Source organism: Gudongella ferriphila, assembly GCF_046224405.1.
Lineage (GTDB): Bacteria > Bacillota > Clostridia > Tissierellales > Tissierellaceae > Gudongella.
This window is the reverse complement of record NZ_JBJXRK010000002.1, coordinates 95805-111505: the sequence shown is the minus strand read 5'-3', so window position 1 is coordinate 111505 and position 15701 is coordinate 95805. Positions and strand designations below refer to the sequence as shown.

Sequence of the window (15701 nt, the reverse complement as noted above, 5' to 3'; positions counted from 1 at the left end):
AACTCGATCGACATCCTGTATAATACTATTATAGCAAGATTGGCAAGAAAGTTTATCCATTACATAAAATAATTTTGATGGACCGTGAAATGAACCGAAAGTACAGAAGGAGGATATAATATGATATTTTATTTCACAGGTACAGGGAACAGCTTGTATGCAGCCAGTGTATTGGGCACAGCTTTGGGTGAAGAAGTAAAAAACATAGTGGAATACCTTGATGGAAATAATGAAGTAATTACTATTGGAAAAGGGGAGATTCTTGGAGTGGTATTTCCGGTTTACTACTATTCACTTCCAACAGTGGTGCAAGATTTTTTGGAGAAGGTGGAAATAAAAATGGAGGAGGGTTCCAGAAGCTTTATACTGGCAACCTGCGGAGCAACAACCGGAGATTCCACTAAGATAGCCAAGGATCTGCTTCATAAGAAAGGTATCGCTACAGATTTTGTATTTGCCTTGGAAATGCCTGACAACTATGTGCTTTTGTATGATGTTCAGAATGCTGAAAAGCAGGAAAGGATGCTTACAAGCAGCAAGGATTCACTGAACCGTATGATACAGCTTATAAAGGATGACAAAAGGGGGAATCACAATAATATAAGGGGACCAATGCCTGGAATGATGAGTATGCTTGCAGGTGCCCTCTACAGGAAGGGGAGAAGGACTCAAAAGTTTCATGTGACGGATTCATGTACAAGCTGTAATCTTTGTGAGGAAATCTGCCCTGTGGATGCTATTGAAATGCGGGGAGGAAAACCTGTATGGATCAAGGATAAATGTGTTCACTGCCTGGCATGCATACACAGATGTCCCACAGGGGCCATACAATATGGCAGTAAAACCCGAGCAAGGGGAAGATATGTAAACCCGATGTCAGGACTCTAGAGGAATGATGTCAGAAAATTTGAAACAGTAAGAAAGATTAAGAATTGTTAAGAATCGCTTTAAAGGTTGTAATTGGATTGACAAAATGTTAACTTAATAAGGCAAAATACATAACATTCAACTGGAATTGGCCAGTGGGAGTTTATGATAAAAGACATAAGGAGGAAACAAATGAAAAAAATCGGATTACTGCCTAGGCTTATAATCGCCATTATATTAGGTATATTATTTGGAATGGTTTTGCCAGAGCCTGGAGTTAGGGTATTTGCGACTTTCAATGGAATATTCGGAAATTTCCTGGGCTTTGCAATTCCACTAATCATACTTGGATTCGTTGCACCTGGAATCGGTGACCTTGGAAAAGGCGCAGGTAGAATACTTGCCGTAACGGCAGGGCTTGCCTACACTTCAACAGTACTGGCAGGAACTATGGCGTTTTTTGCCAATACTGCAATCTTACCATCCTTTATAACAGAGGGAGCACTATCAACCGAGCTAGCTGAAGAGGGGGCTGCAGCTGCAGCATTTATAGAGATATCAATACCACCTGTCATGGGAGTAATGACAGCACTGATTCTGGCATTCACTATCGGTATAGGAATCGCTGCAACTGGATCAAAGACCATCAAGTCTCTGATGGATGAGTTCCAGGCAATTATAAGTAAAATGATATCAGAGATTATAATACCGCTTTTGCCACTGCATATAATGGGTATCTTTGCGAACCTGACATATTCGGGGCAGGTATTCCAGATACTGAGCGTATTCTCAAGGGTATTCGTGCTTGTAATAATACTCCACCTGACAATAATCATTGTTCAGTATCTTATAGCGGGAACACTTTCCGGAGCTAACCCGTTCAAGCTGATCAAGACAATGATACCTGCTTACTTCACAGCAATCGGTACGCAGTCATCAGCTGCTACAATTCCTGTAACACTTGCGCAGACAAAGAAGAATGGAGTGAATGAGGGCGTAGCTGATTTTGCAATACCTCTATCAGCCACAATTCATCTTTCAGGAAGCACAATCACTCTTGTTAGCTGCTCAGTAGCAATCATGCTGATTGCAGGCATGCCACTGTCATTTGGAACCTACATCGGCTTTATCATGGCCCTTGGAGTAACAATGGTTGCGGCACCTGGAGTACCAGGAGGAGCTGTAATGGCTGCAATAGGCCTGCTTCAGAGCATGTTGGGCTTCGATGCAACCTTGACATCACTAATGATAGCCCTTTACCTTGCACAGGACAGCTTTGGTACTGCATGCAATGTAACAGGAGATGGAGCAATTGCGATACTTGTAAACAAATTTTCAGGACATAAGCTACAACCAACTGCAGAATAATTGGAACAACGCCTTCTACGGAGGGCGTTTTTTGTTGTATAATGGGTAGTAGTACATTAACAAGATAGTTAGAAGAAGGAGGAGCTTATGAAATCATACAGAAAGGAATTGACCTTCAATATAAACAGCAGAAGAGGGTTTATAAACATAACACCCAAGGTGGAATCTGCTTTGAGGGAAAGTGGGATAAGGGAGGGCATCCTTCTGTGCAATCCAATGCATATAACCGCCAGTGTTTTTATCAATGATGATGAAAGTGGCCTCCACAGGGATTTTGAAAGATTGCTTGAAAGGCTGGCCCCTGAAAAGCCCCACAGTCAGTACGACCACAATGGTTTTGAGGACAATGCAGATGCCCACCTTAAAAGGACACTGATGGGTAGGGAGGCCGTAGTGGCGGTAACAGACGGCAGGCTGGATTTTGGAACCTGGGAGCAGATTTTTTACGGTGAGTTTGACGGAATGAGACCCAAAAGGGTCCTGGTAAAAATAATTGGAGAGTAGGATGGCGGGTATACAAATATCAAAGGAGGGATTGCTGTGAACATTAGGAGAGCTGATCCAAAGGAAAACATTACCTTGACTGAGCTTGCAGTAGCTTCAGAGGCACATTGGGGGTATGACAAGAAGTTTCTGGATGCATTCAGAGGAATCTACAGCCTTACAGAGGATTATATCATGAACCACCCCACCTTTGTTCTTGAGGATGAGGATGAAATAATAGGTTTTTACAGCTTGATAGAAAGTGATGAGGATGTGACACTGGAATATTTCTACATCGATTCAGTAAACATAAGAAAAGGTTACGGAAGCCATCTTTGGGAGCACCTCGTAGAGTTTTGCAGAAGCAGGGGTATTCTTGAGCTCCAATTCGTATCAAGTCCAGAGGCAAGACAGTTCTATGAAAAAATGGGTGCAGTGGTTGTTGGAGAGGCGAAATCAAGGGTTCTGGCAGACAGAAGAATTCTTAAATGGAAATTTGTCATCTGATTGTAAATGCTTAAGCAATTGGGTATATAATCCTCAATAACATAGGGGAGGTAAATGGATGTCAGAATATGATTTTACTCTAAAGGAGACAGATGGGCAGGAGATATCCCTTAAGGACTTCAGCGGGAAAAATGTTGTGGTATACTTCTATCCAAAGGACAACACATCCGGTTGAATTACCGAAGCCGTTGGATTCAGGGATCTGAATCAAGAGTTTGAGAAGCTGGACACTGTCATAATGGGAATTAGCAAGGACAGCCTCAGTTCCCACAAAAAATTCAGGGATAAGCAGGACCTTAACTTTTTGCTTTTAAGTGACGAGGAAGGAAGGGTGCATGAGCAGTTCAAGGTTATTGTGCCTAAGAAGATGTATGGCAAGGAATACATGGGAACAGAAAGATCAACCTTTGTTTTTGACAGGAATGGAGAGATGGTCAAGGAATACAGGAAGGTAAAATCTGCCGGCCATGCAGAGGAAGTTCTTGGGTATATAAGGGAAAACATGAAATAAAGCTACAGTGGGTTATGATATACTTAATGGTATGTTGTAACCTACTTTTATGGGAGTGATTAGATGAAATATGAAGGTACAGTATACAGACCGCCATCAGAGGCAAGGAGTTGGATATTGCAGGCTACAATAGGGTGTTCCCACAACCGGTGCACCTTTTGCAGCATGTACAAGGACAAAAGCTTCAGAATAAGAAAAACTGATGAGATCATCCAGGAAATCCATGAGGCAAGAAGTGTGTATGGAAACTTGAGGCGAATATTTATAGCTGACGGGGACGCTCTTATGATTAGCACTGACAATCTGCTCCATATCATAAGGGAGCTTAGGAATACATTTCCAGAATGCGAAAGAATTGGCATATACGCATCCCCTGGAAGCATTCACTTAAAGTCAAAGGAGGAACTCCAGGATCTCCGGGAGGCCGGTCTTGGAATAGCCTATCTCGGTCTGGAGTCTGGTAGCGATAGAATCCTTCAGATTGTCAAGAAGGGTGATAGGAAAGAGGGAATCGTCTCTGCAGGCAGAAAAGTAAAAGAGGCTGGCCTGGAGCTTTCAGTAACGGTAATTTCAGGACTTGGGGGTAGAGAACATTGGCAGGAGCATGCTAGGGAGACAGCCCATGCAGTCAACCTGATAAAACCAGATTACCTTGGATTATTGACATTGATGATTGAGCCTGGAACTGAGCTTTGGGATCAGGTTCAAGCGGGAGAGTTTTCCTTGCTCACTCCATATGAGATTGCTCAGGAGACCCTCCTTATGCTGAAGAACCTGGATAGTCCCGGGTGTGTGTTCAGAAGCAACCATGCCTCAAACTACGTTGCCCTGAAGGGAACCTTGAACAGGGACAGGGATGAAATGATCTCAACCCTTCAGAATGCACTTGTGGATGGTGATTTCAAGGAGGAATGGATGAGAAAGCTATAGGTTATATATTCCATATAGAGGGACTTGACTGGCGGCATACAACATATAGTATAATAGTCATAAATAATTAGCATATATTGTGGTTAGCTAATCGCTTTATATGCTTTTTTTTTGCTTTTTTTGCCTTGCTTCGCGGAGAAATTCTTAAAAAAATACTAATACTACGAATATATAGGGTTAGCTGGAATAATATATCCATTTTTGTGATATACTATACTAAAGACTTTTGTAGTTGGTACAGGTAGAATAAAGTATAATAACTGAAAGGTGGAAATATATTTGAAAAAAAAGCAAGACTGAATACATTAATATAATGGAAAATTTGAAGTTAAGGGTTGCTATGGTTGTAATATTGGTTTTTGCTCTTTTTGTGATACCTAATTGGATGGATAAAAACACGAATAAAACAATTATGGAGGATATAACGGAGATAGAGAACTTATTAAAAACATATCTAAAGGATAACGAAGGAATATCGGTAGGACTACGGACAGATATAGATGTAGAAGCAATGGTAATATTGAAACAGGTTTATAATTCAGAAGGTGTAATTGAGAGTCTTGACTTGAGTAAAGACTATAATCATGTTCCAGGTCTTATCAATGCATTAGTAGATACGAAACTTAACGGTAATTTTATATGTGATGCTGAGGGTACTGTTTACTATATCCATGACAGAGCACTCAGATAAATGTTTATAGTGTTTGATTAATATCGAAAGAAAGTATTGAAAAATAAGGAGTTGAAAAAATGTCGAAGAATGGGAATGTATTTATATTGATTTCAATTATTATTACAGTTGCTATTTTTGCTTTATCTTTTTATATCGATTGGATAAATAATCATTATGGTCAGATATTGAATGTAATGTTCATTGTTCTGTTAATTGCCGTTGGAATTTTTAATAGTAGGAAGTATAAGAATAAATAAAATTTGGTTTTTGGAGATTCTTTATTGTATAGAGGAACTTAAATTATGAGAAAATCATAAGGAGGGATAATATGATAGAATACCTACCATCTATAACGCTAATAGGGTTAATAGCTGTAGTAATAGTAATAATAGGAGCTATAATGATTGGCTTGTACTTCATGGCAAAGAAACTAATTGCCTATAATGCATCATTAAGAAATCAGAATAAAGATGATTAAGAATTTAAATGTTGATTGGGGACAAGATTAAAGAATGTAGCATCTTGTCCCATCAAAAAGATAATTTTCTAATGGTTAACCTCTATGACATTGAATATAATGAAAACTTATTACCTAAAACTATTACTATCTATCAAGTTCAGTCTGAGATAACAGCTGAAGATGCCAGGAAGCATCAATAACTTGTTGCGCAGACAAGAAGGAAGGACAGGAAAACCGTTTCTGACAGGAACACTGTCTCGGGAATCTATAAAAATTGAAGCTTTGTTAAAGGCTTCTTTTTTTGTCTCTTAAAATGTGTAGATATGGGCTCTTCAAAAAAAACATAAATTCTCTGCGAAGTAAATGGCTATTTTGCGTAAAACAGAAAAAGTAATCGCTAAATTATCAGTATTTAAGCAGGTCCCGATTATTGGAATATATAAGCTATAGGATATGAGTGTTTATTATTTGGTAAATTAGGGTAAAGTCCTTATTAGAGAATAAATACAAGGAGGAATAGGGATGACACAATATCATGAACCTGTTGAAAGACTAGATGACAAGACAATGGATATTACAAGGGCACTGGTAAGCCTTAAGGAGGAAATAGAGGCTGTTGACTGGTATAACCAGAGAGTTGCTGCCGCAACTGATCCTGGACTTAAGGAAATCCTTGCCCACAACAGAGATGAGGAGATCGAGCACGCGGTAATGACATTGGAATGGCTAAGAAGAAACATGGGAGCCTGGGATGAGGAGATGAAGACTTACTTATTCACCGAAGGAGACATCGCTCACCTTGAAGAAGGCGGGGAAGAGGAAGAATTCTCTGGTGATAAAGGACTGAACATTGGAGATCTAAAATAGGAGGGAAGCATATATGCTATACAGAGAACTGGCACCAATTTCAAGTGAAGCCTGGGGAGAAATAGACGAAAGGGCCGCTGAGGTCTTAAAGTCATATCTGTCAGCCAGGAAGGTAGTAAAGGTAAACGGACCCAAGGGTCTTTCGTTCAATGTCATTTCTGAGGGAAGACTTGGGGAAACCGAAGAGGATGGAGATGTTTGCTACGCAAACTACAAGGTACTTCCATTGACTGAATCAAGAATCGAGTTTGAGATGGACAGATGGGAGCTTGACAATGTTTCAAGAGGAGCCAAGGATGTTGATTATGGCCCATTGGAGGATGCCCTGGAAAAAATTGCGCTGTTTGAAGAGAATGCTGTGTACAATGGCTTGGAAAATGCGGGAATAGTAGGACTTGATGGAGCAGCTGAAGGAAAGGCAATCAAGCTTGGAGAAGATGCAAAATCCCTTATGGAGTCAATAACTGAGGGAGTGCTAAGACTTAGAAGAAATTTTGCAGGAGGATCATACACACTTGTTGTGGGAAAAGATGCCTATAAGAGGATAATCGCTCAGGATAGTGGATATCCTTTGAAGAAAAGAATTGAAAGCCTGATTGAAGGTAAAATCATTCTCAGTCATGTAGTGGAAGGAGCATACCTGATTCCTTATAACCATGATGACCTTGAACTTACAATCGGAAGAGACTTCTCAATCGGCTATCAGGAGCATGATGCGGAGAAGGTGAAGTTCTTTGTTGCTGAGACCTTTGCATTCAGAGTACTTGATCCAGCGTTGATAGTAAAATTCAGTCTATGATCTAGAAAATCCACATGAAAACACCAGCTGGTTAATCCAGCTGGTGTTTTTTGTCATGGATTCTGTCTCCCTTGTCGCAAGCAAGTCTTCTCAGTGTTTTGATCTGGTCCTGGGTCCCCAGGACAATCATTGTATCCCCAACCTCCAGAATCTCATCAGAATGGGGGTTGAACTGAAGTTTCTTTTTAAGGTTCTTTTTTATGGCAAGAACGATCAGTCCCGTCTTTTCGGGGATTCGAACCTCCCTAAGGGTTTGATTCATTATTGATGAACTATCGCATATTACAACATCCTCAAGATCAAGCACAACCTCTCCGGCATGGGTTATTATGTCCAGGAAGGAGATTACATTAGGTCTTAGCATCAGTGCAGCCATACGGCTTCCTCCGATTTCATCTGGGGAGATTGTGTTGTTGGCTCCTGCTCTCTTAAGCTTGTCATGGGAGTTCTTATCAATGGCCCTTGATACGATGTAGAGCTTTTCATTAAGCTCCCTTGCAGTAAGTACAGTGAAAACATTGTCTGAGTCCTTGGAGAGGGAACAGATCAAACCCTTTGCTCTCTCAATGCCAGCTCTTATAAGTGTTTCGTCCATGGTTGCATCACCAAGTATTGCAGAGACGCCTTCTTCATGGAGCTCCTCTATAACCTGCTCGTCCTTATCAATAACTACCAGGTTTACATTGCTCTTCTGAAACCTTTTCATGGCATGCCATCCTGTCTCTCCAGCACCACACAGTATGTAGTGATCATTGTAATCAGATATTCTTCGCTCCATCATTCTCCTCCTTATTGCTTTTCGGATGTCTCCCTCCATCAATGATGAGACTATCCTGGTAAACATATATCCCACTGAACCAAGACTTATAATTATTAGAAATATTGAAAACAGCTTTGCCTCCGGTGTCATGGAGGAAACCTCTGCATAACCAACTGTTGAGATGGTTATAATGGTCATGTACAAAGCGTCAATAAAATTAAGGTCCAGCAACAAAGTATAGCCAGTCACACCAATAAGTACTATAAATATGAGGGCAAATAAGAACAAAGCGAATCGGTCTTTTCTACTCATAACAGCCTCCCCCTTTAGTTCATTATAACCTATTTATACCTATTATGGGAGTTCTTCTACCATAAAGATATTTCGTGGGTCTAGATAAATTTTGGATCCAGTGGTATAATAATGTTTTGGAGGAGAATATTATGGCAAGTGCAGCATATAAGAAGAAAAGAGAATACTTATTGAACAATGATAACCTGTATAAGACTTCCATTTATCTGGCATGGCCTGTAATTATCCAGTCCCTTCTACAGGTTTCAGTTGGAACAATCGATATGAAGATGGTTGGTACCGTAGGAGTGGATGCCATTTCTGCAGTTGGAACAAGCAGAAATATCATAATGATCCTGATGGTACTGGTAATTGCAATCTCCACAGGAACCACCGCCATGGTGGCAAGGTTTGTGGGAAAGGATGACCAGGAAGGTGCAAGCATCGCTGCCGGACAGGCATTTATGCTTTCCTTGCTGCTATCAGCCTTTATTGTACCTGTTGGGCTGCTGACCAATGAGTTCAGCCTTAAGATACTGGGAGTAACTGACGGGGTCCTAAATTATGCAGTCGAATATATGCAGATATTTTTTCTGGCAGTACCTTTCTTTTTGCTTCATTTTATGGCCAGGTCCATATTTCAGGGGGCAGGTGACACAAAAACTCCCCTTTATATTGACATAATGATGAACATCATAAATGTAATCGGAAACTACATTTTCATATTCGGCATGTTTGGATTGCCAGCATTTGGTGTTGCCGGTGCTGCAATGGGAACTGCCCTATCAAGGGTAATAAGCGTTATGGTGGCCTGGGGAGCGCTCTTAAGTGGAAAATTTGATGTAAAGGTCAAATGGAGGGACATGTTCAAGCCAGTATGGAAGGCTTCAAAGCAGATAATTGATATAGGTATACCGGCAGGACTTCAGGGACTTTCAAGAAATGCAACCACATTTGTAATGTTTGCGGTCCTGGCCAGAACCCTGGATGCTGAATTTGCGATTCCAGCCTTTGTTATTGGAACAAATCTAAACCAATATGCCTTAATGCCTGGGCTTGCGGTGGGAACAGCCGCTGCAACCCTTTCAGGGATGAACCTTGGAGCAAAGCAGTACGATCGGGCTGAAGCCAGCGGAAGGGCGACTGCAATTCTCGGTGCAGGAATAATGTTTGGGATATCTCTACTGTTCATCATATTTGCAGGCCCCTTCATAAATTTCTTCCTGGATGCTCCAAATCCAGATGTTGTGAGGATAGGGACCACATTTTTGATAATAATCGGCATATCTGAACCATTCCATGCAATAGCAATTATTTTTTCCAGGACAATGCAGGGTGCAGGCTATACAAAGAAACCGTTTTTCATTACATTCTACAGCTGGGTTGTAATCAGGGTTTCCATGGCCATAATCCTGGGCTTGGTTTTTGGGATGGATTCAACAGGTGTCTGGCTTGCAATAAGCACTACGAACGTAATCTCCGGACTTTGGGCATACACCCTGTTTAAAAGGGGAGATTGGAAAAGCGTAAGAATTTATGGAGTAAGTTGACAGAAACTCTATACTTACATACCCCTTTCGGGTATAATGGGTATAGAGTTTTTAATTTTCGACAAAATGGGAGGTTGCCATGATAAATGCAGACGTATCGCTTCCAATAGCATTTGGAGCAGGATTTCTATCCTTTTTTTCGCCGTGTCTTTTGCCTATGATTCCGGCCTATATCATGTATATCACAGGGGTTGATATGGAGGATGACATTTCAAAGGTTCGAATGACAGCCTTGATGAGAACCCTGGGGTTTGTATTGGGATTCACTGTCATATTTATGATAATGGGATCATCTGCAAGCTTTCTTGGGAGGGTCTTCATACAGAACAAGACAATTTTCTTCAGGATCAGTGGAATTCTAATAATCCTGTTTGGATTAAATATGATGGGGGTATTGAATCTTAGAATCCTAGGAATGGAAAAGAGGGTCAAGTCTCCTAAAAAGGTTACCAGCTGGTTCAGCTCAATCCTTATGGGGATGGCCTTTGCAGCAGGTTGGACTCCTTGTTTTGGTCCGGTGCTTGCTTCTATACTGGTCTTCGCTGGAACATCCGCTACTGTATCGAAGGGAATGATGTTGCTTTTCGTCTATTCTGTAGGCATGGCAATACCATTTCTTATGACTGCCCTGTTTATAAACGTATTTATAAACTGGCTGGCAAAGGCTGAGAAATTTCTTAAGTATATGCCCTATATAAGCGGAATAATACTTGTAATATTTGGACTTTTAATATTCTTTGACAAGATGATGAGCATAAGCTCACTGCTACTTTAGAGGGAGGAATTATATGAAAAACAGTAAATTGATAATATTGATAGTAGCTATTGCATTGATTGGAGCTGGAGCCGTATATGTATTTTCCAACATGGGAGAAGGGGACCAGCAAGCCAGCCAAACAGAAGAGCAAGGCTTTGGGACGGACTCACAGACAGGAGAACCATCGGCGGTTCCAGAACAGAATGATACTCAAGCTGCTCCTGAAGGAGGTCATGACGGATACCTGGACCATGAGCATGCGGATATTGTAATGGGAGAAAAGGCTCCAGACTTTACACTTCTTGATATGGATGGGAACCAAGTGAAACTCAGTGATTATGAAGGGAAGATGGTGTTTCTGAATTTCTGGGCAACCTGGTGCACCTATTGTGACATTGAGATGCCTGACCTTCAGAAGGTGCATGATGACCATGAGGACCTGGTAGTACTTGCAGTAAATGTTAGGGAGGAGAAAGGTCTGGTACAGGATTATCTTGATGAGGGAGGGTATGATTTCCCCGTTGTACTTGACGATGATGGCCATATTGCACAGGTTTACCTTGTAAGCGGAATGCCTACAACCTATTTTTTAAGCGATGAAGGAATATTGTTGGGATATCAGCCAGGAATGCTTACTCTAGAGCAGATGGAGGATGTAATTGTACAGATGAGAGACCTGCAAGGCCAGCTTTAGCTGGTCTTTTCCATTGCCAGTTTCTCCCTAAAATGCTATATTTGTATGAGGAGTGTGATGTTATGACAGAAAATAGATTTTTACCCTATATGACCGCCCTGGGATATTCTATGATATTTGGAATGTCCTTTATGTTTACCAAGATCGGACTTGGCTACATGAGTACCCTGCAGCTTATTGCCTACAGATTTTTGGTTGCCGCAATTACCATGCAGATCTTGAGGGCATTAAAATTGATCAAGCTTGATTTCAAGGGGAAGGATTTGAAGCTGGTAATCATGACTGCCATATTCCAGCCTGTACTCTATTTTTTCTTCGAGGTGGAGGGAGTTAACCTCACAACCTCGTCACAGGCGGGATTGATGGTATCCCTTGTTCCTGTGACAACGGCCATAGGAGCAAGAATTTTTCTGAAAGAAAGGCTGAAGCTTGTCCAGATAATGTTTATAATCCTTTCTGTGGGTGGAGTTATAGTTATCAATGTCTTAAACGATTCCAGCGGTCTTGGGGGAAACACCCTTGGGCTTATATTTTTGACCATGTCAGTAATTTCAGGAACGCTTTACAGCTTAAGCTCAAAACGAGCCTCAAGTCAGTTTACACCTGTTGAAATCACATATACAATGATGTCTATCGGTGCCATTGTCTTCAATGGTACGCTTCTTGTGAGAAGCCTCTTTGAGGGAACCCTTGCAATATATTTTCAGCCACTTACAAATCCGGAGGTCTATGGGCCAATACTATATCTGGGACTCTTGTCTTCAGTTGTGGCTTTTTTCTTCCTGAACTTCACAATATCAAGGATACCAGTATCACAATCGGCAATTTTCGGCAATCTTGTAACTGTATTTGCAATACTTGCCGGAGTATTCATACTAAAGGAACCCTTCGGAACTAAGGATGTAATAGGTGCAATCATGATAGTGACAGGTGTTTGGGGCACACTTTACTTCGGCCCAAAGAAGAAGCGGGTAAGAGCTTAAGGATTTTGTAAGAAATCTATGGACTGTTTTGTAAGAATTACCCCTTATACTTTAAAGCAAGGTAAAGGATGGTGGAGAGTTCGATTTGCAGGTTGACGGAGATCAGTTCAATGTTTTTATGAAGTTCCCCTTGGGGAAAAATAGTTAAAAAATGACCCCTGTGGTGATCTTCACCACAGGGGTCTATCCAAGTTAATAACATCTAAACGTTGAATCTGAAGTGGACAACGTCTCCATCCTTCATGATGTAGTCCTTGCCCTCAATCCTCACAAGTCCCTTCTCTCTAGCAGATGCCATGCTCCCTCCATGGGCCATAAGGTCATCGTAGTGGATTACCTCAGCCCTGATAAAGCCTCTTTCTATGTCGGAGTGGATCTTGCCGGCTGCCTGAGGAGCTGGAGTGCCTCTCTTTATGGTCCACGCCCTTGACTCCGGCTCACCTGCTGTCAGGAAGCTTATTAGTCCCAGCAGTCTGTAGCTAGCCTGAACTAGCTTGTCAAGTCCGGACTCTGTAAGTCCAAGGTCCGCAAGGAACTCCTTCCTTTCCTCTTCGTCAAGCTGAGAAATCTCCTCTTCAATTTCTGCACTGACAACAACAACCTCAGCGCCTTCAGTTGCGGCAAATTCCTTCACCTGATTAACATAAGGATTTTCTTCCTCTGAACCCACATCTGACTCTGAGATGTTCGCAATGTAAATGATTGGCTTTGAGCTCAGCATGTTAAAGGATCTTAATAATGCAGCCTCGTCATCTGTCAGATCAAGAGTCCTAAGTGATTTTCCCTCTTCAAGGACCTGAAGGGCTTTCTTTATCACCTCAACCTCAAGTCTTAAGGACTTGTCGTTCTTGGCCAGCTTCTGTGATTTTTCAAGACGTCTTTCCAAAAGCTCCATATCCGAAAGCATAAGCTCCAGATTGATTGTTTCGATGTCTCTCAATGGATCGATCCCGCCGGAGACGTGGACCACATCCTCGTTCTGGAAGCACCTTACAACATGGACTATAGCCTCAACCTCTCTGATATGTGACAGAAACTTGTTTCCGAGTCCCTCTCCCTTGCTGGCTCCAGCTACAAGTCCTGCAATGTCGTAGAACTCTATGGCTGTTGGCACAATCTTTTTTGAGTTGTAGATCTCTGCAAGCTTATAGATCCTTTCATCTGGAACCGCCACGACACCTACGTTTGGTTCTATTGTACAGAAGGGGTAATTTGCGGATTCGGCTCCTGCATGGGTTATTGCATTGAACAATGTACTTTTTCCTACATTAGGTAGGCCTACTATTCCTAGCTTCATTTTGATTTCCTTTCCATATATAAATTATTTTCATCGTCTATCCACGAGTTAGAATTATACCTTAAATGGCCTTGGATTGCAACGAAAGTATTGCTCCTAGAAAGATTATATCATAAGGGGCAAAGGCTGCGGAGTCAAGTTTGCCATATGTGCAATAATCTTGTATTAAATGTATATTTGTTATAAACTAGTAATATTAGTTAGATGCACAAAGTAATTGTATAATAGATGGAGTGGATTAAGTTGAGTGAAAAAATTACGGACATAGCTGGAGAAGGTTGCGAAATACTGGTTCCTTTCAATGAAAGAAAGCCTTTGAAGGACATAGAAAGAAGCATAATTAAAACCTATAGAAAGCACATCTGGACAAAGTTCATCAAGGCTGTAAAGGAATATGAACTGATCCAGGACGGTGACAAGATCGCCGTTGCAATATCCGGAGGTAAGGACAGCCTCCTGATGGCCAAGCTCTTTCAGGAGCTGCACAAATATGGGACGCAGAATTTCGAGGTTGAGTTCATAGCCATGGACCCAGGCTACCATCCAGATATCAGGGAGCTGCTTGAAGATAACTGCAGATATCTGGATATTCCTGTACACATATACGAAGCTAATGTATTTGAGGTTGCCGACAAGATCGCCCAGGACTATCCCTGCTACATGTGCGCAAGGATGAGAAGGGGGGCCCTTTATGGAAAAGCACAGGAGCTTGGATGCAACAAGCTGGCCCTTGGACACCACTACAATGATGTGATTGAGACCACCATGCTCAATGTCCTCTGTGCAGGTAATTTCAAAACCATGATGCCAAAGCTCAAGGCTCAGAACTTTGAGGATATGGAACTGATAAGGCCAATGTATCTCATAGAGGAGAAATATATTGAACGTTTTATCCAGAATGCGGGAATATGGCCACTTAATTGTGCCTGTATGGTCGCTGCGAAAAAGATTGGCAACAAGAGAACCGAGATCAAGGAGCTGATAGAAAGGCTTAAGGAGGACTTCCAGAATGTTGACAGCTCCATATTCAGGGCTGCTCAAAATGTCAACATGGAAGGAATACTTGGATGGGAAAAGGACGGAGAAAAGCATTCTTTTCTTGATGAGTATTAAGAAGGGTTTGGGATGAAGCTGATATCCTTGAACCTAAACGGAATCAGGGAGATTGTGAGAAAGGGTTTTACTGTTACCTGGATGTAATGGTATCTGACCATAGCCGGTTGAATTGAAAATTAAGTGGAAAAGAAGGGGTAAAATGGTTTATACACCGAAGAGATTGCTTAAGGTAGTGGTGGGTTTGTTCATATTTGCCGTTGGAATAGTGCTTACAATTAATGCAAGTCTGGGAGTTTCTCCCTGGGATGTATTCCACCAGGGGGTTTCAAGGACAGTAGGTATAACAATTGGTCAAACCCATATAATAATGGGATTTCTGATAATAATTCTTGATATCTATCTTGGACAGGCAATAGGTTGGGCAACGATTATGAACATGCTGTTGATTGGTACCTTCATTGATATTCTTATGCTCAACAATCTGGTTCCCGTGGCCCAAACACCAACCATAGGACTAATCATGATAATTGCAGGCATAGCTGTGCAGGGGCTCGGATTTTCTGTCTACATTTCCCAGGGAATCGGAGCTGGTCCCAGGGATGGACTAATGGTTGTCCTCACAAGAAGAACCGGGAAGTCAGTGAGGTTCATAAAAAGTGCAATTGAGGCTTCTGTTGTAACAATAGGGATAATTCTCGGGGGCAGCTTTGGAATAGGAACCATTATTATGGCGTTTTTTGGGGGTGTAATATTCCAGAGACTATTCAGGCTCATTAATTTCAGAGTGGAAAAGGTGGAGCACAGATTTATTCAGGATGATCTTAAGGCAATCAAGAATCGAGTATAAA

The 15701-nt window shown here is 41.5% G+C and carries 18 protein-coding genes; 16 read left to right on the top strand and 2 right to left on the bottom strand.

From position 1 onward, the window contains the following. Positions 1 to 120 precede the first annotated feature (120 nt). The 10 genes from ACKVDP_RS02855 (at position 121) to ACKVDP_RS02810 (ending at position 7465) form a co-directional block, all read left to right on the top strand. Positions 121 to 888: an EFR1 family ferrodoxin gene (locus tag ACKVDP_RS02855; protein ID WP_409227295.1), complete on the top strand. Its 768-nt coding sequence runs from the start codon at positions 121 to 123 to the stop codon at positions 886 to 888. Positions 889 to 1059: 171 nt separating this feature from the next. Continuing rightward, complete coding sequence (locus ACKVDP_RS02850) at positions 1060 to 2235, top strand: dicarboxylate/amino acid:cation symporter (RefSeq protein ID WP_409227294.1); 1176 nt, start codon at positions 1060 to 1062, stop codon at positions 2233 to 2235. A gap of 87 nt (positions 2236 to 2322) precedes the next feature. Beyond that, positions 2323 to 2739, top strand: a complete 417-nt coding sequence (locus ACKVDP_RS02845; RefSeq protein ID WP_409227293.1) for a secondary thiamine-phosphate synthase enzyme YjbQ — start codon at positions 2323 to 2325, stop codon at positions 2737 to 2739. 36 nt (positions 2740 to 2775) lie between these two features. Further along, positions 2776 to 3225, top strand: coding sequence for a GNAT family N-acetyltransferase (locus ACKVDP_RS02840; RefSeq protein ID WP_409227292.1), 450 nt, complete (start codon positions 2776 to 2778; stop codon positions 3223 to 3225). A 58-nt stretch (positions 3226 to 3283) separates the two neighbouring features. Continuing rightward, a complete protein-coding gene (locus ACKVDP_RS02835) occupies positions 3284 to 3736 on the top strand; it encodes a peroxiredoxin (protein WP_409227291.1) in 453 nt (150 codons plus the stop codon). A gap of 63 nt (positions 3737 to 3799) precedes the next feature. Then, positions 3800 to 4666 (top strand): radical SAM protein, encoded by an 867-nt coding sequence (locus ACKVDP_RS02830; RefSeq protein ID WP_409227290.1) that lies wholly within the window; start codon positions 3800 to 3802, stop codon positions 4664 to 4666. Positions 4667 to 5006: 340 nt separating this feature from the next. Next, complete coding sequence (locus ACKVDP_RS02825; protein WP_409227289.1) at positions 5007 to 5357, top strand: hypothetical protein; 351 nt, start codon at positions 5007 to 5009, stop codon at positions 5355 to 5357. A 310-nt stretch (positions 5358 to 5667) separates the two neighbouring features. Continuing rightward, positions 5668 to 5817, top strand: a complete 150-nt coding sequence (locus ACKVDP_RS02820) for a hypothetical protein (RefSeq protein ID WP_409227288.1) — start codon at positions 5668 to 5670, stop codon at positions 5815 to 5817. Between the two features lie 504 nt (positions 5818 to 6321). Then, entirely contained in the window at positions 6322 to 6666 is a 345-nt protein-coding gene (locus ACKVDP_RS02815; protein WP_409227287.1) for an encapsulin-associated ferritin-like protein, read from the top strand. Positions 6667 to 6679: 13 nt separating this feature from the next. Continuing rightward, a complete protein-coding gene (locus tag ACKVDP_RS02810; RefSeq protein ID WP_409227286.1) occupies positions 6680 to 7465 on the top strand; it encodes a family 1 encapsulin nanocompartment shell protein in 786 nt (261 codons plus the stop codon). 31 nt (positions 7466 to 7496) lie between these two features. Here the strand turns inward: ACKVDP_RS02810 and ACKVDP_RS02805 are convergent, their stop codons facing one another. Beyond that, positions 7497 to 8537: a potassium channel family protein gene (locus ACKVDP_RS02805; protein WP_409227285.1), complete on the bottom strand. Its 1041-nt coding sequence runs from the start codon at positions 8535 to 8537 to the stop codon at positions 7497 to 7499. A 131-nt stretch (positions 8538 to 8668) separates the two neighbouring features. Here ACKVDP_RS02805 and ACKVDP_RS02800 point away from each other — a divergent pair, with 131 nt between their 5' ends. The 4 genes from ACKVDP_RS02800 (at position 8669) to ACKVDP_RS02785 (ending at position 12500) form a co-directional block, all read left to right on the top strand. Then, positions 8669 to 10066 (top strand): MATE family efflux transporter, encoded by a 1398-nt coding sequence (locus tag ACKVDP_RS02800; RefSeq protein ID WP_409227284.1) that lies wholly within the window; start codon positions 8669 to 8671, stop codon positions 10064 to 10066. Positions 10067 to 10145: 79 nt separating this feature from the next. Beyond that, entirely contained in the window at positions 10146 to 10841 is a 696-nt protein-coding gene (locus ACKVDP_RS02795; RefSeq protein WP_409227283.1) for a cytochrome c biogenesis CcdA family protein, read from the top strand. A 13-nt stretch (positions 10842 to 10854) separates the two neighbouring features. Further along, entirely contained in the window at positions 10855 to 11517 is a 663-nt protein-coding gene (locus tag ACKVDP_RS02790) for a TlpA family protein disulfide reductase (protein ID WP_409227282.1), read from the top strand. Positions 11518 to 11579: 62 nt separating this feature from the next. Continuing rightward, complete coding sequence (locus ACKVDP_RS02785) at positions 11580 to 12500, top strand: DMT family transporter (protein ID WP_409227281.1); 921 nt, start codon at positions 11580 to 11582, stop codon at positions 12498 to 12500. A gap of 202 nt (positions 12501 to 12702) precedes the next feature. Here the strand turns inward: ACKVDP_RS02785 and ychF are convergent, their stop codons facing one another. Then, complete coding sequence (ychF, locus tag ACKVDP_RS02780) at positions 12703 to 13797, bottom strand: redox-regulated ATPase YchF (RefSeq protein ID WP_409227280.1); 1095 nt, start codon at positions 13795 to 13797, stop codon at positions 12703 to 12705. Between the two features lie 255 nt (positions 13798 to 14052). On the opposite strand from ychF, the gene ACKVDP_RS02775 reads away from it, so the two are divergent. After that, positions 14053 to 14910, top strand: a complete 858-nt coding sequence (locus tag ACKVDP_RS02775) for a tRNA 2-thiocytidine biosynthesis TtcA family protein (protein ID WP_409227371.1) — start codon at positions 14053 to 14055, stop codon at positions 14908 to 14910. 142 nt (positions 14911 to 15052) lie between these two features. Next, the gene (locus ACKVDP_RS02770; protein WP_409227279.1) at positions 15053 to 15700 is read left to right on the top strand and encodes a YczE/YyaS/YitT family protein; all 648 of its coding nucleotides are present in this window, start codon (positions 15053 to 15055) and stop codon (positions 15698 to 15700) included. Position 15701 lies beyond the last annotated feature (1 nt).